The sequence below is a fragment of the Propionivibrio dicarboxylicus genome, assembly GCF_900099695.1.
In the GTDB taxonomy this organism is placed as follows: domain Bacteria; phylum Pseudomonadota; class Gammaproteobacteria; order Burkholderiales; family Rhodocyclaceae; genus Propionivibrio; species Propionivibrio dicarboxylicus.
The window spans coordinates 275,979-297,157 of sequence record NZ_FNCY01000001.1 but is presented as its reverse complement, the minus strand read 5'-3'; the positions used below and the strand labels follow the sequence as shown (position 1 = coordinate 297,157).

The window sequence follows — 21,179 nt, the reverse complement described above, 5'->3', positions numbered from 1 at the left end:
GTCTACAGCATCGATTTTAATGGATTTCGCGTCAGCCACCGGCGATCTAGATGAATACGGGCTCGGGGTTGAGGGCAACGCCGAAGCATTGCCGGACATCATTCTGCACCGCGCGCATCAGGGTAAGGACATCCTCGCCGCGGGCGCCGCCGCGATTGACCAATACCAGTGCCTGCTTTTCGTACATGCCGACGGAACCGAGCCAGCGTCCTTTCCAGCCGCTCTGTTCGATCAGCCATCCGGCGGCGAGTTTGCACCGTCCGTCGCCTTGCGGATAGTGCGGCATGCCCAGGTGGGTGGCCAGCAGACGACCGGCCTGTTCGGCGTCGACGATGGGATTCTGGAAGAAGCTGCCGGCGTTGGCGAGCACGGCCGGATCGGCGAGTTTGCGCCGCCGGACCGCGCTGACAGCGTCGGCGATCTCCGCCGGCGTCGGCAGGGCGACCTTGCGCGCGTCGAGTTCGGCGCCGATGTCGGCGTAGCGGGTGAGTGCCGTCCAGCGCTTGGGCAGGCGGAAAACGACCTCGGTGATGACCATGCTCGCGTCGAGATGCCAGCCTTCCTGCTTGAAGCGACTGTCCCGGTAGCCGAGACGGCAGGCGTCGCGATCGAAGCGGCAGACCTGGCCGTTACGCATGTCGATGGCACTGACGCAGTGCAGGCGTTCGCCGACTTCCAGTCCGTAGGCGCCGATGTTCTGCACCGGTGCGGCACCGACGGTGCCGGGAATCAGGCTGAGATTTTCCAGACCGGGCCAGCCCTGTGCCAGCGTCCATTGCACAAAGTCGTGCCAGGGTTCGCCAGCACCGGCGCGGACATACCATGCGTCCGCGTCCTCACTTGCGAGCGCGCGGCCGCGAATGGCCATATGCAGGATGAGCCCGGGAAAATCGCCGGTGAGCACGACGTTGCTGCCGCCGCCGAGGACGAAGCGGCGCTCGGCAGACCGGGCGAGCGCTTCGAGTTCATCTGGCCGTGTGATCGAAGCGAAGCGCGCTGCCTTGCCGGGCAACGCCAGCGTGGTGTGCGTTGCCAGATCGACGTCGCTTCGGATACGCGGCGCGGACGTCATCGGATCTATCGGATCGGCGCCAGCCAGCGCTCGGCATCGGCGAGTGCCATGGCGTTGCGTTGCGCCCAGTCCTCAAGCTGATCGCTACCGATCTTCGGAACGGCGAAATACCGCGCTTGCGGATGCGCGAAATAGAAACCGGACACCGAGGCGGCGGGCGTCATCGCGAACGATTCAGTGAGGGCCATGCCGGCGTTGGTCGGGGCATCGAGCAGGTCGAACAGCGGACCCTTGGTTCGATGGTCGGGGCAGGCCGGGTAGCCGGGGGCCGGGCGAATGCCGACGTATTCCTCCCGAATGAGCGCGTCATTGTCGAGCGCTTCGGCCTTGGCGTAGCCCCAGTATCGCGTGCGCACTTCCCGATGCAGCCACTCGGCGCAGGCCTCGGCCAGGCGGTCGGCGAGGGCCTTCAACATGATGGCGCGATAATCGTCATGAGCGGCGGCGAATTCCTCGAGTTTCCGTTCGATGCCGATGCCGGCAGTGACGGCGAAGGCGCCGACCCAGTCGGGCGTGCCTTTGCCGGCGATGAAGTCGGCAAGCGCGTAGTGCGGCTTGCCCGCTGGCCGCTCGTGCTGCTGGCGCAGCGTGTGCCAGACCATGGCCGTCTGCGTCCGTGCGGCGTCGCTGTAGATTTCGATCGCGTCGCCGACGGCATTGGCCGGATACAGGCCGAAAACGGCGTTGGCGGTCAGCCAGCGTTCGGCGATGATCTGGCGCAGCATTTCCTGGCCATCGGCATAGACGGCACGGGCCGCTTCGCCGACGACGGCGTCATCGAGGATGCGCGGGAACGCGCCGGCCAGGTCCCAGGTCTGGAAGAACGGGCCCCAGTCGATATGGCGCGCGAGCGTCGCCAGGTCGATGTCGCGCAGGACATGACGGCCGGGTTCGGCCGGTGCGACCGGACGGTAGCCGGCGTCTTCGTTCCAGGCCAAACGATTGGCGCGCGCATCGGCGAGCGTGACCAGCGTCACGCCCTTTTTGGCGCCGTGCTGCTCGCGCACGCGCGCGTAGTCGTCGGCAATCTCGCGGCGGTAGTCGGCCGACTGCTCTTCCGACAGCAGGCGGGTGACGACGCCAACCGCGCGCGAAGCGTCGGGAACGTAGATGACGGTGCCATCGTAGCTGGGGGCGATCTTGATCGCTGTGTGGGCGCGGCTGGTCGTCGCGCCGCCGATGAGGAGCGGCACCTCGAAGCCCTGACGCTGCATTTCGGCAGCGACGTGCGTCATCTCCTCGAGCGACGGCGTGATCAGGCCGGAGAGACCGATCGCCTGGGCGCCGTGTTCGCGCGCCGCGTTGAGAATCTTGTCACAGGAGACCATGACGCCGATATCGATGACTTCGTAGCCGTTGCAGCCGAGCACGACACCGACAATGTTCTTGCCGATGTCATGGACATCGCCCTTGACCGTGGCGAGGACGATGCGCCCCTTGCTGGCGGCACCGCTGCGTCGCTTCTCTTCCTCGATGAAGGGAACGAGGTGAGCGACGGCCTGTTTCATGACGCGCGCCGACTTGACGACTTGCGGTAGGAACATCTTGCCTGCGCCGAACAGGTCGCCGACGACGTTCATCCCGCTCATCAGAGGCCCTTCGATGACGCCAAGCGGCGGACGGCCTTGCGCGGCCAGCCCGGCGCGGCACTCTTCGGTGTCGGCGACGACGAAATCGGTAATGCCCTTGACCAGCGCGTGTTCGAGCCGCTTCTCGACGGGTTGGGCGCGCCAGGCGAGGTCGACGCCGCTCTCCTTGGCCTTGCCTTCCTTGACCGTCTGCGCGAATTCGACGAGCTTTTCGCCGGCGTCGGAGGCGGTATTGAGCACGACCGCTTCGACCCGGGCGCGCAGTTCGGGGTCGAGATCGTCATAAACACCGAGCATGCCGGCGTTGACGATGCCCATCGAAAGGCCGGCGCGGACCGCATGGTAGAGGAATACCGTGTGGATCGCCTCGCGTACGGCGTCGTTACCGCGGAAGCTGAACGAGACGTTGGAGACGCCACCGGAGATCTGGGCGTACGGGAGATTGGCGCGGATCCAGCGACAGGCTTCGATGAAGTCGACCGCATAGTTGTTGTGCTCTTCGATGCCGGTGGCGATGGCGAAGATGTTCGGATCGAAGATGATGTCTTCCGCCGGAAAGCCGATGCCGGTCAGCAGCGTATAGGCGCGCTGGCAGATTTCGATCTTGCGGGTGTAGGTGTCCGCCTGGCCTTTTTCGTCGAAGGCCATGACGACGACGGCGGCGCCGTAACGCAGGGCGAGGCGGGCGTGGTCGAGGAAGCTCGCTTCGCCTTCCTTCATCGAGATCGAATTGACGATGCCCTTGCCCTGGATGCAGCGCAAGCCGGCTTCGATGACCTCCCACTTCGACGAGTCGATCATTACCGGCACGCGCGAAATGTCCGGCTCGGAGGCGATCAGCTTGAGGAAGCGCTCCATCGCCGCGCGCGAATCGAGCATCGCCTCGTCCATGTTGATGTCAATGACCTGGGCGCCGTTCTCGACCTGCTGCCGGGCAACCGCCAGGGCGTCGTCGAAGCGCCCTTCAAGGATCATGCGCGCAAATGCGCGCGAGCCGGTTACGTTGGTGCGCTCGCCGACATTGACGAAGAGCGAGTCCTTGCCAACGTTGAAGGGCTCGAGACCCGACAGGCGGAGCTTCTTCTCGATGTCCGGGAGAGTCCGCGGGGCGAGTCCGGCGACCTTGTGCCCGATCGCGGCGATATGGTCCGGCGAGGTGCCGCAACAGCCGCCGACGATATTGACGAAGCCGTGGCGCGCCCAGTCGGCGATTTCATCGGCAAGCATGTCGGGTGTTTCGTCGTAGCCGCCGAACGCATTCGGCAGCCCGGCGTTGGGATGCGCCGAGACGTGGCAGTCGCATACCCGGGCCAGCTCTTCGACGTATTGACGCAATTCCTTGGCGCCGAGTGCGCAGTTGAGGCCGAAGGAAAGCGGCTTGATGTGGCGCAGCGAATTCCAGAAAGCTTCGGCGGTTTGTCCCGATAGCGTACGGCCGGAGGCATCGGTGATCGTTCCCGAAATCATGACCGGCCAGCGGCGGCCGATCGTGTCGAAAAACTGCTCGATGGCGAACAGTGCCGCCTTGGCGTTGAGTGTGTCGAAGACGGTCTCGACCAGCAGGATGTCGGCGCCGCCGTCGGTCAGGCCGCGGATGGCGTCGGTATAGGCCTCGACGAGTTGCTCGAAGCTGACGTTGCGGTAGCCTGGGTCGTTGACGTCCGGAGAGATTGATGCGGTGCGCGAGGTCGGACCGACGACGCCGGCGACGAAGCGCGGCTTGGCCGGTGTCTTGGCGCTGAACTCGTCGCAGACCTCTCGGGCGAGCCGGGCGCCGGCAACGTTGAGTTCATAGGCGAGGTGTTCGAGCTTGTAGTCGGCCTGAGATAGCGAGGTCGCGTTGAACGTGCAGGTTTCGACGATATCGGCACCCGCCGCAAGATATTCGCCATGAATATCCCGGATGACGTCGGGGCGGGTGAGCAGGAGGAGGTCATTGTTGCCCTTGAGATCCGACGGGTGATCGGCAAAACGGCTGCCGCGGTAGTCGGCTTCCTGCAGTTGACGGCGCTGGATCATCGTTCCCATGGCGCCATCGAGGATGAGCAGTCGGTCTTGCAACAAGGAAGCGAGTTCGGCGGTACGGTCAGGCTGCATGATGAAGGAACCTCAAAAAATAAAAACCCGTTCGGCTTCGTGGCGAACGGGTTCGGAATCGCTGCATTGAAGCCCGCTTTAGCCGGATTTTTTGCGCGCCCGCAAGCTGAACTTCAAATCGGCGCGGTGTCGGGGAATAAGCCCAGGACAGGCACGGGAATTTACGCGCCAAACCATTGATTGTCAAGCCAAAGCGGTGTTCTTTGTGAGGTTGCGGGCGTTTAGCCGCGGGGCTCCCGGTGACGACTCGTCGCGCAGACCTGCCCGTCGTCGTCGAAATGGACGTTGAAGAAGGTCGTTTCTCCGGCGTCGTCCCCGGTTTTCCAATCCCACACCTCCTCGTGCTTGAGCGGGAACCGGATCGTGTGGGCGGGATTTCCCAGCACGCGCCGGACGTCTTCGTGATCCATGCCAACGACAATCCGGGCGAAATTGGCGTCGGTCAGCGCGTTCCGGATGCCGAGCAAGATCCCGTTTCGATCGAAGTCGAGCATGAAATTCTGTGTACCGAAGGGCATCGTCGCAAATTCCATCACGCTTCCGCCGTCGGTTTGCCAGGAGGCTGTTGCCGGGCCTAGCCTGGCGATAACCGTTTGAATGTCGTCGGCGCCTGGACGCAAGCGCCGCAGACGGGACGGAAGAAAGGTGCCCCGGAAATCTGCCTGGAGTCGAGCGAGGCAGCGTCCCCAAAATTCCCAAGTCATGATCCGAAAAAATTGCCTAACCCAAAAATAACGTGAAATTGTGCCTGCTCTGGGGCTGGAAAAACACATACAATTTTTGCCGCCAAGGATGTCTTTACAATATTTCTCATGAATAGGTCACCGATACGTATTCGATCAATGACAAGGCTAACGCCGACCCGATGTCGCGAGCAAGCGCCGGAGTCCCCGAGGTGCTTCGAATGAACTCGACGCGCATTCCTCTTTGGGTCCGGAAACTGCTCGATCGTAGCGTCGGACATCGCTACTATCCGGCGGTGGTCGCGCTAATTGCGTTCGCCTCGACGGCCAGCTTTTCATTTCCATTTGTCATCGTGCTGATTCCGGCTGTTTTGCTCGCCCCCCGCCGCTGGTTTTTACTCGGAGTACTGACCGGAGTTGCCAGTGGCATTGGCGGGGCTGTGCTCGTTGAGTTGTTCCAGTACTTGGGCAAGGAATTGGTGCTGGAGCGCTATCCGCAGCTTGTCGATAACGCGCATTGGCAGAGCGCGAGCGCCTGGCTGCATGCATATGGTCTGTTCGCGCTGGCCGTTATCGCCGGCTCGCCAATCCCGCAAACGCCGGCAATTTTTGCTTACTCGTTGGCCGAGCCCTCAACGCTGGGTGTGCTTGTTGCCATTGGAATTGGTAAGACAGTTAAGTACGTTTTCCTGTCGTGGGTAATTGCTCGCTATCCTTCGCGCTTCATTCGATACCGACAGGCTTGTAACGAATGAGTCATTCGGAATATTTTGATTGAGCTTTTCTTGAAATTCTCTGTCAATGCGTCTATGACTTTAGTTGAATGTCCTTAGGCGTGCGTAACCTGTCAGTTTTGGCACTAAGACGGAAAATTTCGTTATTGTTGGTGCATACTTATAGCGCAACAACAACACCTCCTGTTCGGAGGGAATCGTAGTACTCACTGTCATGGAGTCTTTATATGCCAAGCAAACCCAAAGCTGCAAAAGCGCCGAAGCTTTTCCTGCAAACTGGCGAACAGGCTGCTACCCTGCGCAGAAAGCTCGGTGTCAATCAGTCGATATTCTGGAGCCGTATCCGTGTGACCCAATCGGGCGGTTCGCGCTATGAGTCCGGCCGCAAACTGCCGCATCCGGTCCAACTGCTGCTACATCTGGCCTATGCACCCGAGGCGTCGGCGCAGGCACTGCTCGTCTACCTGCGCGAAAGCCAATAGACAGACATCGGGTCCGGAATTGTTCGGACCTCGGGGTGGTCCGAATATTACAGGCCACCCGGAATGTCGCAAACACGACCGGTTGTCGTCAATGATGACAACCGGTCGTTTTCATTATTGGGTTCGTATGACCTCGTGTGGGTAAATCCGGACGGCGTCCGACGGCCGGATCGCTCCCGCTCAAATCTTGACTTGCGATGATCTAGCGGAATGGCGATGATCCTGTGCGTCACGCAATCAACTGTCGGAGTCCACTGCATGCAAGCGTTGTTTGTCTACGTCTCCTGTGGCGAAAGCCGCGAAATCGATGTTTTTTCCCTTGATCCCCGCTCGGGGGGCATCAGTCTGCGCCAACGTTTGCTGACGTCCGGATCGCCGGTGCCGATGCGCGCCATGCCCGCCCAGCAGCGTTTGTATGTGGGAATGCGCAACGAAAATGCTTTCCATGCCTTCGCCATTAAGCCGGAGGACGGGTGTTTGCGGAGTTTGGGCGGTGTCGTTGCGCCGGGTGCGCCGGTTTATGTGTACGCCGCGCCGGCGTCAGGCGTGGCGTTTTCGTCGTCGTACGGCGACAACAACCTGAGCGTCTTTCCGCTCGATGCGGCCGGTGTTCCACTGGCCGCACAGCAGACCGAATCCGGTTTGCCGCGTGCGCATGCCGCCCGCGTCGACCAAAGCGGACGTTGGCTGCTGGTGCCGACGCTTGGCGCCGATGCCATCCGTATTTATCGGATCGAAGCCGGCGGTCGTCTGGTGCCGAACGCAGTCTCCGCGGTGGCGGCCGGGAGTGGTCCGCGGCATCCGGTGTTTTCGGCTGACAATCGTTTCGTTTACTGCCTGAACGAATTGAACGGATGCATCGATGCCTTCGCGTTCGATGCCGAGCGCGGCGGACTGGATCTGCGTCAAACGATCTCGATGATGCCGTCTGGTTTTGGCGGTGCGCCGTGGACGGCGGAACTGAGACTGACCGGCGATGGCCGTTTCATGTACGCCTCCGATCGGCGCAGCAGCACGATCGCGACCTTGCGCGTGGACAAGAAGACGGGAAAGTTGGCCTTGGTTGGACATACGCCGACGCAGGATACGCCGCGGGGCATGGATGTCGATCCTTCGGGGCGCTGGCTGGTTGCGGCCGGACAGCAGTCGGCGGCATTGACCGTGTATTCGATCGATCCGGTCAGCGGACGGCTGACGGCAGCAGGCTGTCAACGGACCGGAAAAGAGCCGATCTGCGTTGAAATCGTCGCGCTATGACGAATGCGGGGCGGCCGACTGCCGCCCCGGCCACCGCGTCCGGCTGATCCTGGTCCGCGGGTGGCTGGTTTTCTTTTGCCTCTTGCCGTTCCCCGTCTTTGCCGCCGAACCGATGTTCAACAAGTCGTTGAACGAAGCGGTAGTGTTTATTCCAAATGGGAGCGGGCCGCTTGCCGCGGTGCTGGAAACGACATTTTTCCGTCCGGACGGCGACGGGCCGTTTCCGCTGGTCGTCATCAATCACGGCAAGGCTTCGGGTAATCCGCGTTTTCAGTCGCGGGCGCGCTATATCGTCGCGAGCCGCGAATTGGTTCGGCGTGGCTATGCCGTCATGATCCCGATGCGTGGGGGGTTCTCGCGTTCCTCAGGCAATTACATTTCCGGTGGCTGCAATATCGAGGCCAACGGCCTGAGCCAGGCCCGGGATGTGCGTGCGGCGCTCGACTACGCGACGCAACTGCCGTATGTCGACCCGACGCGGATCGTGGTGATGGGGCAGTCGCATGGAGGATTGACGACGCTGGCCTTGGGCACGAAGCCGTACGCCGGTGTTCGCGGCCTGGTCAACTTCGCCGGCGGGCTGAGAAAAACCGAATGTCTTGGATGGGAGCGATTGTTGGTCGATGCCTTCCGCTCCTATGGTGAAACGAACCGCCTTCCATCGCTGTGGTTTTACGGCGATAACGATTCGTATTGGTCGCCCGAAACCCGCAACGCGATGTTGAACGCTTATGTCGGCGCTGGCGGAAATGTACGCATGGTGGCTTTCGGCAAGTTCGGCACCGACGCCCATGGTCTATTCGGTCATCGCGACGGCTGGTCCATCTGGTGGCCGGAGGTCGAAAAATTTCTGGCCGAGCTCGGGTTGCCGACCCAGGTGCTGCCGCGCACGGCGAGTGCCGACCCGGCCCGGATTCATCTGGAAGCCGTTGCCGCGAGCATGCGCTGGGGAGCGCGCTGCCAAAACGCCTTCAACGACTTCGTGGACGCCGATTATCCGCGCGCGTTTGCCTGGTCTGCCAGTGTCTGCAGCGTGGCGGTCGGCGGCGAAAACCCCGGCAAGCGGGCGCTTGATCTGTGTCGCAGCCGGGTGCCGACGGGGTGTCAGTTATTCGCGGTCGATGACGCTGTTCTTGCTGCCAACTGATTTGCCGCCAATTCATTCCGGGTTGAATGCTGCGCGCAGCGTGGCGATCTCTTTGGCATAGCCGGGAAGCTCGTTTGGCGTTTCGAGCAGAAACGGCAGATGCCGCAGGGCGGGATGGTTGACGATGCGCTCGATCGCCGGAAGTCCGAGACTGCCGGCGCCGATGCAGGCGTGTCGGTCCTTTCGGCTGCCGAGCGGGTTCTGGCTGTCGTTGAGATGGATCGCGTGCAGGCGATCGAGGCCGATGACCGCGTCGAACTGTGTCAGTACCCCGTCGAGGTCGTTGACGAGGTCATAGCCGGCGTCGTTGAGGTGGCAAGTGTCGAGACAGACGCCGAGCTTTTCCTGAAGATGTACGCCGTCGATGATGCGCCGAAGTTCTTCGAAGTTCCGGCCGATCTCGCTGCCCTTTCCTGCCATGGTTTCGAGGAGCACCGTGGTGGTCTGTGTCGGCGAGAGGACCGTGTTGAGTTGGGCGACGATCAACGCAATGCCGATGTCTTCGCCCTGGCCGACGTGGCTGCCGGGGTGGAAGTTGTAGAGATTGCCGGGCAGGTGCTCCATGCGCTGCAGATCGTCGCGCATCGCTTCGTGCGCGAAGCTTCGCGTTTTTTCGTCGGCCGAACACGGGTTGAGCGTATAAGGCGCATGCGCCAGCAGTTTGGCGAAACCGTTGTTTGCCGCGAGCGACCGGAAATCGGCGATGTCTTGCGGGTCGATGGCTTTTGCCGCGCCGCCGCGGGGATTGCGCGTGAAGAACTGGAAGGTATTGGCGCCGATCGACAGGGCGTCCTGGCCCATGGCGAGAAAGCCGCGCGCGGTGGAAAGATGGCAGCCGATGGAGAGCATCGAAGAGAACCTGTGGGTGGTGGAGTCGCGATTTTGCCCGAGAGTGGTGAAGGGCGGCCAGGGATTTTTCGCGAATCGCCCGTCGGTTGTGGCGGTGCGAACCCGCGCAGACGGAACCGGGTGCCTAGTGCCCGGTTGGCCGCTCGAAAAGCGTCAGGTAGGCGATGGCGTGGCCGAAATGTGCTTTTTCCCGGAAGCCGGCCGCTTCCGCCTGTGCGCGAACGTGGCTGCGGCGCTGGAAGTGCGGGTCGAAGATCAGTTCGGCGACTGCGAGCAGACCGCCGGGTTTCAGGCTGACGAACAGTTCGGCCAAGGCGGCGCCTTGGTCGGGTATCTCGCCGAGCACTGCCGCCATGACGACGCGATCGTAGCGCTTCGACTCCAGCGTGCCCTGTCCGAGTGCGGTCATTCGTGTACAGATGTTGTCGATGCCGGCTTGCCGCGCCTTGGCATCGACGCGCGCCAGCATCCCGGCCTGGAGGTCCGCGGCGACGACCTCGCCCTCGGGTCCGACGGCAAGTGCCAGCGGCAGGCTCAGCCGTCCGGGGCCGCAGCCGGCATCGAGAACCTGCATGCCTGTGTCAAGTCGCATCTGGCGCACGATGAAGTCGGCCCGGTGCGTGCGGGCGAACGGGTTTTCGCGCTCGACCATCCAGCCGAGCCAGGACGGACACGGCAGCGTCCGTCGTTGGGAAAACAGGCGCCAGAGCAGGCTGATCGCGACGAAGATCGCAATCAGCCAGGCCAATCCTGCGGCGGCGCCGGTCATCGACCTTATCCGAGCCTAGAATTCCTGACGCGTCGGACGGAACAGGATTTCGTTGATGTCGACGTCGTCGGGTTGGCTGACCGCGAAGCTGACGGCACGCGCGAACGCGTCGGCCGGAATGGCGTGTTCATAAATCCGGCGCACGGCCTCGGCAATGTCGGGTTCGCTGATGCTGTTGGGAAGTTCGGTGTCGACGGCGCCCGGCGAAATGATCGTCGTGCGGATGTTGTAAGCCTTCACTTCCTGACGCAGTCCTTCCGACAGCGCCCGCACGGCGTGTTTGGTCGCCGCATAAACGGCGGCGCCCTGGCGGATCTTGTGGCCGGCGACCGAAGAGACGTTGATGATGTGGCCGGATTTCTGCTCTTTCATCACCGGCAATACGGCGGCGATGCCGTAGAGCACACCTTTCAGGTTGACGTCGATCATCTGTTCCCACTCGTCGACCTTGAGCCGTTCGAGCGGCGAATTCGGCATCAGCCCGGCATTGTTGATCATTACGTCGACGCGGCCGAAGGTCTGGACTGCCGTATTGACGAGTTTGCTGACCTGATCGCGTTGTGTCACGTCGGTTTCGATGGCGAGTGCCTTGCCGCCTTTGGCCGTCAGTTCGTCGGCGAGGGACTGGATCAGTGCCAGTCGCCGCGCGCCGAGAACGACGCTGGCACCGTCGGCGGATAGCGCGCGAGCGGCTGCCTTGCCGAGTCCGCTGCTGGCGCCGGTGATGACCACGATCTTGCCTTCGATGTTCTGTGCCATGGACTGTCCTCCGGTTGTCGAATAGGTCATTGTATTGCAGTTCGGAGAGGCTGGCGGCGTGTGACGGTGGCGTTTCTGGTGGCGCGCCGGTACGATAAAACTCTTTTCTGCCGCAGATCGGATGCGGACGTTCTTGTCATGACGGAGGCTTCATGAAATATTCACAAGCGTCGTTGGGGCGCGTTTTTGTGGTTCGGCTTGAGGATGGCGATATCGTTCATGAGTGTCTCGAGCGTCTGGCGCGCGAGCAGGCGATCGCCGCGGCCGGGCTCATCGTTCTCGGAGACGCCGATGCCGGCAGTCGTCTGATCGCCGGGACCGAAGCCGGGCGGGCCGATCCGCTGGTCTTCATCGAGCGTTGTCTTGACGAAGCACACGAGGTTGCCGGCGTCGGAACGATTTTTCCCGACGAACAGGGTAATCTCATTTCGCATGTGCATCTGGCTTGCGGCCGCCAGGATTCCCTGGTTGTCGGTTGCGCGCGCGCTGGCGTCAAGGTCTGGCACGTAATGGAAGTGATCGTGGTCGAACTCGTGAACTGCACGGCCGTGCGGCGTTTCGAGGCGGGGCTGCAGGGGTTCCGCTTGCTCAATCCCTGAAATCGACAATACCAACGGGATGACGCCGATGTTATCGAACATCATCATTCGGGACGAAGCGCCTGCCGACATCGAAGCGATCGGGCAAATCACCGTCGCTGCCTTTGCCACCCTGTCAGTCAGTCGGCATACCGAGCAATTCATCATTGCCGCGTTGCGACGGGCCCGGGCACTGTCGGTATCACTGGTGGCCGAATCAGCCGGCGAGCTGATCGGGCACATCGCCTTTTCGCCGGTCGTTCTGTCGGATGGCAGTGCCGGCTGGTACGGCATGGGACCCTTGTCGGTGGTGCCGAGCCGGCAGCGTGCCGGCGTCGGGACTGCGCTCGTGCAGGCCGGGTTGGCGAGACTGTCGGGTCTCTCGGCGGCGGGCTGTTGCCTGGTTGGCCATCCGGCCTATTACACGCGCTTCGGCTTTCGACCGGTTCCCGGTTTGTCGGTCGATGGCGTGCCGGATGAATTCTTCTTCGCCCTGAGTTTTGGCGCCGCTTGTCCTCAGGGGCGCGTTGCATTCCATCCGGCATTTTTCGCCGACGGCAGTTCGGCGGAGGATGTGCGCTGAGCGCCTGAGAAAGGAGGGCTCAGGGCGCGCCCGTGCCGTAGCGTCGGGAGAATTCGTCGATTTGTTCGCCGAGCCAATGACGGAAATTCATGACGACCGGCGAATCCTTCTTGTCCTTGCGGCAAACGAAGTAGTAGGCATGCGGGGTGAGTGCCTGGTGGGCATACGGCCGGATCAACTGTCCGCTCGCGAGCGCCTCGTAGGCGACCGACAGGCGCGCCAGACCGATGCCCTGGCCCCGGATCGCCGCCTGCAGCATGAGCGAGGAGTCGCTGAAGACAATGCCATGTTCCGGTTCGGCGATGGCGCCGAGTCCTGCCTCCTGCAGCCACCACGACCAGGGTTCGCCCTGCGAATGCAGGCGCGGCAAATCCTTCAGGACACGCGGATCGGCGAGTTGATGCTGGCGGGCGAATTCCGGGGCGCAGACCGGGAAGATCCAGTCGCGCATCAGCAGATCGGCATGGAGACCCGGGTAATGACCGGCACCGAAGCGGACCGCGACGTCGGCTTCGCCTTCCTGGAGTTGGCTGAGGCGCGACGAGGATTCGAGTTCGACGTCGATGCCCGGATTCGCGGCGATGAATTCGCCCAGACGGGGCAGCAGCCAGTGCGCGGCAAATGATGGCGTCGTGCTGACGCGCAGTTTCTTGTCATGGCGGGCGTCGAGGAGCGCTTCGGTGGCGCGGTCGATTTCGTCGAGTGCCGCGGCGATCCGGGCGATGTAGGCGGCGGCCGGCGCGGTCGGTCGCAGCATGCGACCGTGTTTTTCGAAGAGTGGCGTGTCGAGCGCTTCCTGGATCGCGCGGATCTGGTGGCTGACGGCACTGTGCGTCAGACAGAGTTTTTCGGCCGCCCGCGAAACGCCCCCGTACTTGACGACGGCGGCGAGCGTGCGCAGCGCATTGAGCGGAGGTGCGGGCTGCGACATGTGAATATTGCTCACAATAAATGAAGAAATATATCGATGGAAGTATCCCCGATTTCGCCCGAATATTCACTGTATGGGCCGGCATGGTGATTGGCTCGGGACGAATCGGAGCGTGGCAATCATGTTACATCAATCGACCTATATCCAGATCGAACTTGGCGTGGGTGAGGCGGTGTCCTTGCTCGGGGCGGACGGCTGTTTGCTGCGCTGCGTGAGTGGCAAGGTCTGGCTGACCGAAGAAAACGGTGGGCAAGACGTGATCTTGAGGGTGGGCGAGTGCTTTCTTCTGACGCATGGCGGCCGGGCCGTGGTCGAGTCGATCGACAAGCGACAGTCCGCCCGCTGCCAACTGGTCCCAGTGGTCCCGGCGCAGTCCTCGCAACTGCTTGCCGCCTTGCAGCGCTGGGTCCGGTATCTGAGCATCCTGCCGACGATCGATACCGGCAGGCGCGGCGGCGTCGGATGACGCGCATTCCATTCATGTATTGGGCGAGCGATGGAGATTTGGTACGATGCATTGTTCATTTCTCGGGCGAAGAACATCAGCGTCATGTGGCGGAGCCTCCTCCCTCTTTTTGTCGTCGTCATGCAATTCGTCGTTGCCGGGCAGGCGACGTGCGTCGAATTGGCGAAAAAGGGGATGCCATCGGCGAGCGAGGACGGTGCCCGGGTTGCTGTTGTCATCGGCAATAGCCGCTACCCCTCCGGTGCGCTCGTCAATCCGCGTAACGATGCGACGGCGATTGCTTCGGCACTCAAGAAGTTGAAGTTTGACGTCGAACTCAAACTGGATGCGACGAAAGCCGATCTTGATGGCGTCTTCAAACGCTTCAGCGGCAAAGCCGACCAGTCGGCCGTGGCCGTCGTCTTTTATGCCGGGCACGGCATCCAGGTGAGCGGCAACAATTATCTGATTCCGATCGACGCCAATCCGCAAAGCGAACGCGACCTGAAACGCGAGATGGTCCGCCTTGATGATGTCATCGACGACATGGGTAGCGCCAAGGTCAAGATCGTCTTTTTCGATGCCTGTCGCGACAATCCGCTGACGCGCAGTTTCAGCCGCGGCGGGTCGCGGGGGATGGCGGCGCCGAGCGAAGCGACCGGGACGCTGATCTCGTTCTCGACCAAGCACGGCAATACGGCGCTCGATGGCGACGGCAAGAACAGCCCCTACACCGGCGCCCTGCTGGCGGCGCTCGAAGGCTCCCAGCGCATGGAAATCGAGCAGTTGCTGCGCAAGGTGCAGCAGGATGTGAAGCGCGATACGCGCGGTCAGCAGGAACCCTGGCGCTACGGTTCGCTCGACGGCGATTTCTATTTTTTGACGCCGGTGCCGGAAGCCAATACGGCGGCGGTGCAAAAGGAAATGGTCGATAAAGCCGTGGCCGAGGCGGTGACCGAGGCGCTGCGCCAGGCCAACGAGCAATCGGCGAAGGAGCGAGCCGAAACGCAGCAGCGCGTCAATGAACAGGCGGTGGCGGAGGCTTTGCGAAAAGCCAATGAACAGGTCGCGCGCGAACGCGCCGAAGCCGAGCGCAAGGCCGAAGAGCGTATTGCCCGCGAGCGCGCCGAGATCGAGCAGCGGGCGGCGCGGGAGCGCAGCGAGCTGAAGGAATCGATGGAGCGCATGCTCAAGGAAGCCATCGAGCGGCAGAATGCGCTGCTCCTCGCCGAGCGCGAAGCGCGCAAGGCCTCGGGCGAAGCCGTTGTGCCGCAAGCTCCTGTGACGACGGTCGTCGCCGCGCCGGAAAGGAAACCAGAGACGTCGCTGCAGCTGGCAATGGTGCCGTCATCGCTCAGGCAGGACGACAAGCGCCCCGCGTCTTCGCTGCTTGCCGATGCTGCCGTCAATGCCGGCGATGCCTGGGAGTATGCGGTTAGAGACGAGAAGTTCGGCGGCAAGGGGCATCGCCTGGTTTTTCGGGTAAAGGCAATGTCAGGCGGCAAGTCGCTGGAAGAATTCACTTGGGATGGCGGCAACCGGACCGAATGGGTCGTCGGCGGTGAATTGATGGCGGTCGCCGTGCCGGGCGATTCGCGCTTCATGTTCGCGCCGCACTGGGCGAACGATTCCTTGCCATCGGGCATCGACGTGATGAGTGGCAATTTTCCCCGTTGCAATCCGCTTGAAGGTGGCTTCTGCCGGGTCGCCAATCTCAAGCAGAGCGGGACCGAAACGATCACCGTGGCGGCCGGCACCTTCAACACGATCCGGCTGGAGGGCTGGATCAATGCGACGAATTCGTCCGGAACCGGAACGGCGCCGGTCGTTGCGTGGTACTCGAAGGATCAGCGCCGCCTGATCAAGCAGATCGTGACTTCAAGCAAGAACAATCCGAATTGGAATTTCAAGGAAGTCATCGAACTGAAAGCGATCCATCCGGCGGGCAGCCGCTAACGCCTACGCCGTGACGCCGGCGCGATCGGCTTGCTGATCGGCCCAGTAGGAACTGCGCACCATCGGCGCGCAGGCGGCACCCGAGAATCCCATTGCCAGCGCCTCGCGCTCGAACATCGCGAAGGTTTCCGGCGTGACGTAACGCAGCACCGGCAGGTGATGGTTCGACGGTGCGAGGTACTGGCCGATCGTCAGCATCTCGACGTCATGGGCACGGAGGTCGCGCATGACGTCCAGAATTTCCTCGTCGGTTTCGCCGAGACCGACCATCAATCCCGATTTTGTCGGAATCTGCGGGTAGCGCGCCTTGAACGCCTTGAGGAAGGCCAGCGAGTGCGCATAATCGGCGCCGGGACGTGCCTGCTTGTAGAGGCGCGGCACCGTCTCGAGGTTGTGGTTGAGGACGTCAGGCAGCGATTCGCCGAGGATGCCGATGGCCAGTTCATGACGTCCGCGAAAGTCGGGGACGAGGATTTCGATCGTCGTCGAGGGCGATTGCTCGCGCACCGCGTCGATGACATCGGCAAAATGGGCGGCGCCGCCGTCGCGCAGGTCGTCGCGGTCGACGCTGGTGATGACGACGTAGCGCAGCTTGAGATGGGCGACGCTTTCGGCCAGGTGCTGCGGCTCGTTTTCGTCGGGCGGCAGCGGTTTGCCGTGGCCGACGTCGCAGAACGGACAGCGGCGCGTGCAGATGTCGCCGAGGATCATGAAGGTTGCAGTGCCGCGGCCGAAGCATTCGCCGATGTTGGGGCAGGCGGCTTCCTCGCAGACGGTGTGCAGTTTCTGCGTGCGCAGCATGCGCTTGATCTCGCCGTAGCGACCGACGTCATTACCGGCCTTGACGCGAATCCAGGACGGTTTGCGCAAGGGCGTGTCGACGGGGACGACCTTGATCGGGATGCGCGCGGTCTTGAGTTCGCCGCGTTCCTTGACGCCCGCCACCTTGGCGGCGGGCTTTTGTTCTTCGCTCATGCCTTCTCCAGTTGTTTGACGAGTTCGCCGGCGAGCGCTGCCGCGGCGTCTGCCGGTTGTAGCGCGAGGCCGAGGTCGCGCGTCTGCGTGACCGCCATGCCGGCGTAACCACAGGGATTGATCGCGGAAAACGGCAAAAGATCCATGTCGACGTTGAGACTCAGACCGTGCGTGCTGCAACCGCGCCGGATGCGCAGCCCCAGCGCGGCGATCTTGGCGACCGTGCCGTCGTTGCGATCGACATAAACGCCGGGGGCGCCATCGACGCGGCGCGAGACAAGACCGTGCTCGGCGAGCAGGTCGATGATGGCCTGCTCGATGCGCCAGACGAAGTCCTTGACCTTGAGGTGCCGGCGGTTGAGGTCGACAAGCAGGTAGATGACGACCTGTCCGGGGCCATGGTAGGTGATCTGTCCGCCGCGGTCGATCTGGATCAGTGCAATGCCGTTGTCGTGGAGCCGGTGTTCCGGCTTGCCGGCCTGGCCAAGCGTGTAGGTTGGCGGATGCTCGCAGCACCAGAGCTCGTCGGGTGTGTCGCCGTTGCGCGCGGCGCTGAAATCGTTCATCGCCTGCCAGGTCGGCCGATAGTCGACACGGCCGAGTTGACGCACGCGAATCGGCGGAAGGACGCCCGAGTTCACGCTCTAGAGCACCACCTTGACGAGCGGATGGCTCGTCAGTTCGCGATAGAGCGCGTCGAGTTGTGGCTTCGAAGTGGCGCGGATGGTGCAGGTCAGGCTGACGTACTTGCCGCCGGAGGAAGCGCGCATTTCCATCGTCGCGCCGTCGAAGTCCGGGGCGTGGCGCCGGACGATCTCGAGCACTGTCTGCGCCAGCGCGTCGCCGGCCAATCCCATGATCTTGAGCGGGAAGGCGCAGGGGAATTCGAGCAGCGTTTCTTTTTCGGGAGCTTCAGCCACGGCCATGCCTCATTTGTTGTTCGCGGAAGTCGACGTACCACGCCAGCATTTGCCGGCCGACCGGGCCGGGCCGCCCGGCGTCGGCGCCGTGGCCGACCGGTTGGCCGTCGAGCGTGGTGACGGCCAGCACTTCCTTGGTTGACGACGTCATCCAGACTTCGTCGGCGTCGCGAAGTTCCGCCTCGGTGACCGGTCGCACCTCGTGCGCGGCGCCATGACGCGCCGCCAGTTCGAGGACGAGGTCATAGGTCGTGCCGGGCAGCATGTGGTGATCCTTGGGCGGCGCCAGGATGATGCCCTTGCGGACGATGAAGATGTTCGACGCCGAGCCTTCGGTGAGAAAACCCTCGCGGATCAGGATGGATTCGGTGCAGCCCGCGTCGACGGCCTGCTGGCGCGCCAGGATGTTGGGCAGCAAGGCGACGGTCTTGAGGTCGCAGCGGCCCCAGCGGATGTCCGGCAGGGTGATGGCGGCGATGCCGCTGCGGCGCATTTCGTCGCTCGGACGGGTCAGCGCCGCGGTGAAGGCGAAGACGGTCGGCGGCACGGCCGGGAAGGGCTGGTCGCGCTTGGTGTCGGCGCCGCGCGTTACTTGCAGGTAGAGCGACTGGTCGGCAAAGGGCGCAGCCTCGATGATTTGGGCGATGACCGCCTGCCACTGCGCGATCGAGAGCGGATTGGCGAGGCGGATGCCGTCGAGCGAATCCTGCAGGCGACGCAGATGCTCTTCGCATCGGAACGGATAGCGCGAGTAGACCGGAATGACCTCGTAAGCGCCGTCGGCGAAGAGAAAACCGCGGTCGAGCGGCGAGATGCGCGCCGCCGACAAGGGCAGGAATTGCCCGTTCAGATAGCAGGTCGTGTCGACCGTCGTGCTCATGGCGGGCTCAGTTGAACCAGAGACGAACGGTGTCGATGGCGCGACTGACGGCGCCGCCTTCAGGAATGGCTTCGAGCGCGCTCACCGGGTATTCGCCGAAGGGCTTGCCGTCGAGGCTGACCTTGAGCGTGCCGACGATCTGGCCGGCGGCGATCGGCGCCATCAGCTTCGGTTGCGCGACGAATTCGCTCTTGAGGCTTTGTTCGAAGCCCTTGGGTACGGCGAGCTGGAAGTCGTTGGCGAAGCCGGCCTTGAGCGTGCCCTGTGTGCCTTTCCAGACTTTCAGCGTCGACACCGGCTGGTCCTTTGCGTAGAGCTTGACCGCGTCGTAGAACTGGAAGCCGTAGTTGAGCAGCTTGAGCGATTCCTGCGCGCGGACGGAATCGGAGGTCGTGCCGAGCACGACCGAGAGCAGCCGGCGCGGGCCGCGCTTGGCCGAGGAGATCAGGCAATAGCCGGCCGCATCGGTGTGGCCGGTCTTGACGCCGTCGACGCTGGGATCGAGCCAGAGCAGGCGGTTGCGGTTGGGCTGGGTGATCTTGTTGTAGCGGAATTCGCGGATCGAATAGTACTTGGCATATTCTTGCGGGAAGTCGCGGATCAGCGCCGTAGTCAGCCGCGCGAGGTCGCTGGCCGTCGTGTAATGCTGCGGATCGGGCATGCCGGCCGCGTTGCGGAAGCTCGTGCTCTTCATGCCGAGGCGTTGCGCTTCGCGGTTCATCATCTGGGCGAAATTGTCTTCGCTGCCGGCGATCGCCTCGGCCAGCGCGACACAGGCGTCGTTGCCGGACTGGACGATCATGCCCTTGATCAGGTCTTCGACGACGACCTGTGTGCCGACCTGGATGAACATGCGCGACCCTTGTGCGCGCCAGGCTTTTTCCGAGACCGGAATGGCCTGGTCGAGCTTGATCGTGCCTTGTTTCAGTGCCGAAAAGGTCAGGTAGGCGGTCATCAGTTTGGTCAGCGACGCCGGTTCAAGGCGGTCGTCGGCGGCTTGGGAACTCAGCACCTGGCCGGACGGCACTTCGAGCAGCAACCACGATTTGGCGGCCAGCGTCGGCGGCGTCGGCAGCGACATCTGTTGCGCCAGGGCGAGCACGGGGAGAAATAGCAAGGAAAGGCAAAGCGAGCGGAGCGTGCGCATGGAAGGAATCATCTTGGGTGGAAGGAACAAGCTGTGATTATAGCAAGCGCCCAGGCGCCGACCGGTTAGCCGGCGGTGTCGGGCGCCCGCCAACCGAGCCAGGCGATGAGGCCGGCCAGCGCCTGCACCAGGATCATCGCCACGACCGTGCCCTGCCACGTCCAGGCTTCGAAGGCCAGGCCACCGATGCCGGTGCCGGCGGCGCCGCCGGCGTAGTAGGCGAGGTAATAGAGTCCCGAGGCCGACGAGCGTCCGTTTGGGACGTGGCGGGCAATGAAGCTGATCGTCGCGGCCTGGCAGATGAAAACGCCGGAAGAGCAGATGGCGAGGCCGGCGATCACCGCGGTCAATGCCGGCACCAGCGTCGTGGCGATGCCGAGCGAGGAGATGCCGAGCGCGATCAGCAGCGCGTGCAGGAAGCCGAAACGGACGATGAAACGACCGGCCAGCGGGGTGATGACGACGCCGAGCAGATAGACGCAGAAGATGTTGGCGAGTCCGGCGGCGCTGAGTTCGAAGGGCGGCGCGGCGAGCAGGAAGTTGACATAGGTGAAGCTGCCGACCAGCGAGAACAGCACGCAGAAACCGACGGCGCAGGCGGCCAGCAGCCGGGGATTGCGCAGGTGCATGGCGATCGTGCGGAAGGCCTGCCCCGGATCGGTGTTGGCGACGAAGCGGCGCGATGCCGGCAGGCGCCAGACGGCGACGACCGCGCCGATCAGGTTGAGGACGACGAGCGTGACGAAGGCCCCGCGCCAGCCGAGCAGGTGACTGGCGTGGCCGGTGATGAAGCGGCCCGAGAATCCGCCCATGACGGCGCCGCCCATGTAGACGCTGGTGATGCGCGCGGCCTGGTCGCCGCTGAATTCCTCGCCGATGTAGGCGGTGATGGTGACGACGATGCCGGGGATGGCGAGCCCCTGGAGAAAGCGCAGGAGGACGATGCTGTCGAGTCCGTGGGCGAGCGGGATCAGGGCGGTCGGCACGGCGAGGCCGAACAGCGACCAGCAGATGACGACCTTGCGCCCGAGCGCGTCGGAGAGCATGCCCATGAACGGCGAGACCAATGCGACGGCGAGTACCGTGGCGCCGACGGTGGCGCCGGCCTGCAGCGGCGAGGCGCCGAAATCGGCGCTGACCAGCGGCAGGATCGATTGCATCGAATAGAGGTTGATGAAGCCGAAAAAACCGATCAGCCAGATGACGGCAGGCGAGGCCTGCCGGTCGGCGCCGGGGCGCCTGTCAAGACCCAACATGGAGACAAAGTGGAGCGAACACGGGAATCCACGTTTATACGCCGATTTCGTCCGCCCTGCGTTCCTTTTT

Annotated in this window: 21 protein-coding genes and 1 riboswitch; of the genes, 8 read left to right on the top strand and 13 right to left on the bottom strand. The window is 63.1% G+C overall.

Annotation, left to right across the window (positions count from 1 at the left end):
* Positions 1-46: 46 nt before the first annotated feature.
* The 3 genes from murB to bamE form a co-directional block, all read right to left on the bottom strand.
* Positions 47-1,072: a UDP-N-acetylmuramate dehydrogenase gene (gene murB / locus BLR25_RS01435; RefSeq protein WP_091932318.1), complete on the bottom strand. Its 1,026-nt coding sequence runs from the start codon at positions 1,070-1,072 to the stop codon at positions 47-49.
* A gap of 5 nt (positions 1,073-1,077) precedes the next feature.
* Positions 1,078-4,758 carry a methionine synthase gene (metH, locus tag BLR25_RS01430; RefSeq protein ID WP_091932316.1) on the bottom strand — a complete coding sequence of 1,227 codons (3,681 nt, stop codon included), beginning with the start codon at positions 4,756-4,758 and terminating at the stop codon, positions 1,078-1,080.
* Positions 4,759-4,815: 57 nt separating this feature from the next.
* A riboswitch (SAM riboswitch) is annotated at positions 4,816-4,893 on the bottom strand.
* An 86-nt stretch (positions 4,894-4,979) separates the two neighbouring features.
* Positions 4,980-5,291: an outer membrane protein assembly factor BamE domain-containing protein gene (gene bamE / locus BLR25_RS20840; RefSeq protein ID WP_143009728.1), complete on the bottom strand. Its 312-nt coding sequence runs from the start codon at positions 5,289-5,291 to the stop codon at positions 4,980-4,982.
* Positions 5,292-5,662: 371 nt separating this feature from the next.
* Between bamE and BLR25_RS01420 the strand changes: the two genes are divergently transcribed.
* The 4 genes from BLR25_RS01420 (at position 5,663) to BLR25_RS01405 (ending at position 9,061) form a co-directional block, all read left to right on the top strand.
* A complete protein-coding gene (locus BLR25_RS01420; protein ID WP_143009727.1) occupies positions 5,663-6,196 on the top strand; it encodes a YqaA family protein in 534 nt (177 codons plus the stop codon).
* Between the two features lie 206 nt (positions 6,197-6,402).
* A complete protein-coding gene (locus BLR25_RS01415; protein ID WP_245715444.1) occupies positions 6,403-6,657 on the top strand; it encodes a helix-turn-helix domain-containing protein in 255 nt (84 codons plus the stop codon).
* 258 nt (positions 6,658-6,915) lie between these two features.
* On the top strand, positions 6,916-7,914 hold the full coding sequence (locus BLR25_RS01410) for a lactonase family protein (RefSeq protein WP_176785705.1): 999 nt from the start codon (positions 6,916-6,918) through the stop codon (positions 7,912-7,914).
* The gene (locus BLR25_RS01405) at positions 7,895-9,061 is read left to right on the top strand and encodes a dienelactone hydrolase family protein (protein WP_218122593.1); all 1,167 of its coding nucleotides are present in this window, start codon (positions 7,895-7,897) and stop codon (positions 9,059-9,061) included. The genes BLR25_RS01410 and BLR25_RS01405 overlap by 20 nt, the downstream gene beginning before the upstream one ends.
* Positions 9,062-9,073: 12 nt before the next feature.
* Here the strand turns inward: BLR25_RS01405 and BLR25_RS01400 are convergent, their stop codons facing one another.
* From BLR25_RS01400 to BLR25_RS01390, 3 genes are all read right to left on the bottom strand, one after another.
* On the bottom strand, positions 9,074-9,910 hold the full coding sequence (locus tag BLR25_RS01400) for a deoxyribonuclease IV (protein ID WP_091932289.1): 837 nt from the start codon (positions 9,908-9,910) through the stop codon (positions 9,074-9,076).
* 124 nt (positions 9,911-10,034) lie between these two features.
* A complete protein-coding gene (locus BLR25_RS01395) occupies positions 10,035-10,679 on the bottom strand; it encodes a class I SAM-dependent methyltransferase (RefSeq protein WP_091932286.1) in 645 nt (214 codons plus the stop codon).
* Positions 10,680-10,694: 15 nt separating this feature from the next.
* On the bottom strand, positions 10,695-11,438 hold the full coding sequence (locus BLR25_RS01390) for an SDR family oxidoreductase (protein ID WP_091932282.1): 744 nt from the start codon (positions 11,436-11,438) through the stop codon (positions 10,695-10,697).
* 152 nt (positions 11,439-11,590) lie between these two features.
* Between BLR25_RS01390 and BLR25_RS01385 the strand changes: the two genes are divergently transcribed.
* Entirely contained in the window at positions 11,591-12,037 is a 447-nt protein-coding gene (locus BLR25_RS01385) for a PPC domain-containing DNA-binding protein (protein ID WP_091932279.1), read from the top strand.
* 28 nt (positions 12,038-12,065) lie between these two features.
* Complete coding sequence (locus tag BLR25_RS01380; protein ID WP_091933592.1) at positions 12,066-12,599, top strand: GNAT family N-acetyltransferase; 534 nt, start codon at positions 12,066-12,068, stop codon at positions 12,597-12,599.
* A gap of 19 nt (positions 12,600-12,618) precedes the next feature.
* Here BLR25_RS01380 and gcvA read toward each other — a convergent pair whose 3' ends face one another.
* Entirely contained in the window at positions 12,619-13,530 is a 912-nt protein-coding gene (gene gcvA, locus BLR25_RS01375; protein ID WP_091932276.1) for a transcriptional regulator GcvA, read from the bottom strand.
* 121 nt (positions 13,531-13,651) lie between these two features.
* Between gcvA and BLR25_RS01370 the strand changes: the two genes are divergently transcribed.
* Together BLR25_RS01370 and BLR25_RS01365 are read left to right on the top strand one after the other, a co-directional pair.
* Positions 13,652-13,996 carry a DUF2917 domain-containing protein gene (locus tag BLR25_RS01370; RefSeq protein ID WP_176785704.1) on the top strand — a complete coding sequence of 115 codons (345 nt, stop codon included), beginning with the start codon at positions 13,652-13,654 and terminating at the stop codon, positions 13,994-13,996.
* Positions 13,997-14,080: 84 nt separating this feature from the next.
* Complete coding sequence (locus tag BLR25_RS01365; RefSeq protein ID WP_176785703.1) at positions 14,081-15,931, top strand: caspase family protein; 1,851 nt, start codon at positions 14,081-14,083, stop codon at positions 15,929-15,931.
* Positions 15,932-15,934: 3 nt separating this feature from the next.
* Here the strand turns inward: BLR25_RS01365 and lipA are convergent, their stop codons facing one another.
* From lipA to BLR25_RS01335, 6 genes are all read right to left on the bottom strand, one after another.
* Positions 15,935-16,906: a lipoyl synthase gene (gene lipA / locus BLR25_RS01360; protein WP_091932270.1), complete on the bottom strand. Its 972-nt coding sequence runs from the start codon at positions 16,904-16,906 to the stop codon at positions 15,935-15,937.
* Entirely contained in the window at positions 16,903-17,472 is a 570-nt protein-coding gene (lipB, locus tag BLR25_RS01355; RefSeq protein ID WP_245715457.1) for a lipoyl(octanoyl) transferase LipB, read from the bottom strand. The genes lipA and lipB overlap by 4 nt, the downstream gene beginning before the upstream one ends.
* 78 nt (positions 17,473-17,550) lie before the next feature.
* Positions 17,551-17,826: an HP0495 family protein gene (locus BLR25_RS01350; protein ID WP_425438672.1), complete on the bottom strand. Its 276-nt coding sequence runs from the start codon at positions 17,824-17,826 to the stop codon at positions 17,551-17,553.
* Positions 17,819-18,706 (bottom strand): D-amino acid aminotransferase, encoded by an 888-nt coding sequence (locus tag BLR25_RS01345; RefSeq protein WP_091932266.1) that lies wholly within the window; start codon positions 18,704-18,706, stop codon positions 17,819-17,821. Before BLR25_RS01345 ends, BLR25_RS01350 begins: the two co-directional genes overlap by 8 nt.
* A gap of 7 nt (positions 18,707-18,713) precedes the next feature.
* Positions 18,714-19,853 (bottom strand): D-alanyl-D-alanine carboxypeptidase family protein, encoded by a 1,140-nt coding sequence (locus BLR25_RS01340; RefSeq protein ID WP_091933585.1) that lies wholly within the window; start codon positions 19,851-19,853, stop codon positions 18,714-18,716.
* 65 nt (positions 19,854-19,918) lie between these two features.
* Positions 19,919-21,109 (bottom strand): MFS transporter, encoded by a 1,191-nt coding sequence (locus BLR25_RS01335; protein WP_091932264.1) that lies wholly within the window; start codon positions 21,107-21,109, stop codon positions 19,919-19,921.
* Between the last annotated feature and the right edge of the window lie 70 nt (positions 21,110-21,179).

Excerpts from the sequence above, each read along its gene's own strand:
- BLR25_RS01390 (WP_091932282.1), bottom strand. The coding sequence starts at position 11,438 with ATGGCACAGAACATCGAAGGCAAGATCGTGGTCATCACCGGCGCCAGC.
- BLR25_RS01340 (WP_091933585.1), bottom strand. The coding sequence starts at position 19,853 with ATGCGCACGCTCCGCTCGCTTTGCCTTTCCTTGCTATTTCTCCCCGTG.
- BLR25_RS01380 (WP_091933592.1), top strand. The coding sequence starts at position 12,066 with ATGTTATCGAACATCATCATTCGGGACGAAGCGCCTGCCGACATCGAA.
- BLR25_RS01365 (WP_176785703.1), top strand. The coding sequence starts at position 14,081 with ATGTGGCGGAGCCTCCTCCCTCTTTTTGTCGTCGTCATGCAATTCGTC.
- lipA (WP_091932270.1), bottom strand. The coding sequence starts at position 16,906 with ATGAGCGAAGAACAAAAGCCCGCCGCCAAGGTGGCGGGCGTCAAGGAA.
- bamE (WP_143009728.1), bottom strand. The coding sequence starts at position 5,291 with ATGGAATTTGCGACGATGCCCTTCGGTACACAGAATTTCATGCTCGAC.
- BLR25_RS01395 (WP_091932286.1), bottom strand. The coding sequence starts at position 10,679 with ATGACCGGCGCCGCCGCAGGATTGGCCTGGCTGATTGCGATCTTCGTC.
- murB (WP_091932318.1), bottom strand. The coding sequence starts at position 1,072 with ATGACGTCCGCGCCGCGTATCCGAAGCGACGTCGATCTGGCAACGCAC.
- BLR25_RS01415 (WP_245715444.1), top strand. The coding sequence starts at position 6,403 with ATGCCAAGCAAACCCAAAGCTGCAAAAGCGCCGAAGCTTTTCCTGCAA.
- BLR25_RS01385 (WP_091932279.1), top strand. The coding sequence starts at position 11,591 with ATGAAATATTCACAAGCGTCGTTGGGGCGCGTTTTTGTGGTTCGGCTT.
- gcvA (WP_091932276.1), bottom strand. The coding sequence starts at position 13,530 with ATGTCGCAGCCCGCACCTCCGCTCAATGCGCTGCGCACGCTCGCCGCC.
- BLR25_RS01370 (WP_176785704.1), top strand. The coding sequence starts at position 13,652 with ATGTTACATCAATCGACCTATATCCAGATCGAACTTGGCGTGGGTGAG.
- BLR25_RS01345 (WP_091932266.1), bottom strand. The coding sequence starts at position 18,706 with ATGAGCACGACGGTCGACACGACCTGCTATCTGAACGGGCAATTCCTG.
- metH (WP_091932316.1), bottom strand. The coding sequence starts at position 4,758 with ATGCAGCCTGACCGTACCGCCGAACTCGCTTCCTTGTTGCAAGACCGA.
- BLR25_RS01420 (WP_143009727.1), top strand. The coding sequence starts at position 5,663 with ATGAACTCGACGCGCATTCCTCTTTGGGTCCGGAAACTGCTCGATCGT.
- BLR25_RS01410 (WP_176785705.1), top strand. The coding sequence starts at position 6,916 with ATGCAAGCGTTGTTTGTCTACGTCTCCTGTGGCGAAAGCCGCGAAATC.
- BLR25_RS01335 (WP_091932264.1), bottom strand. The coding sequence starts at position 21,109 with ATGTTGGGTCTTGACAGGCGCCCCGGCGCCGACCGGCAGGCCTCGCCT.
- BLR25_RS01400 (WP_091932289.1), bottom strand. The coding sequence starts at position 9,910 with ATGCTCTCCATCGGCTGCCATCTTTCCACCGCGCGCGGCTTTCTCGCC.
- lipB (WP_245715457.1), bottom strand. The coding sequence starts at position 17,472 with ATGAACGATTTCAGCGCCGCGCGCAACGGCGACACACCCGACGAGCTC.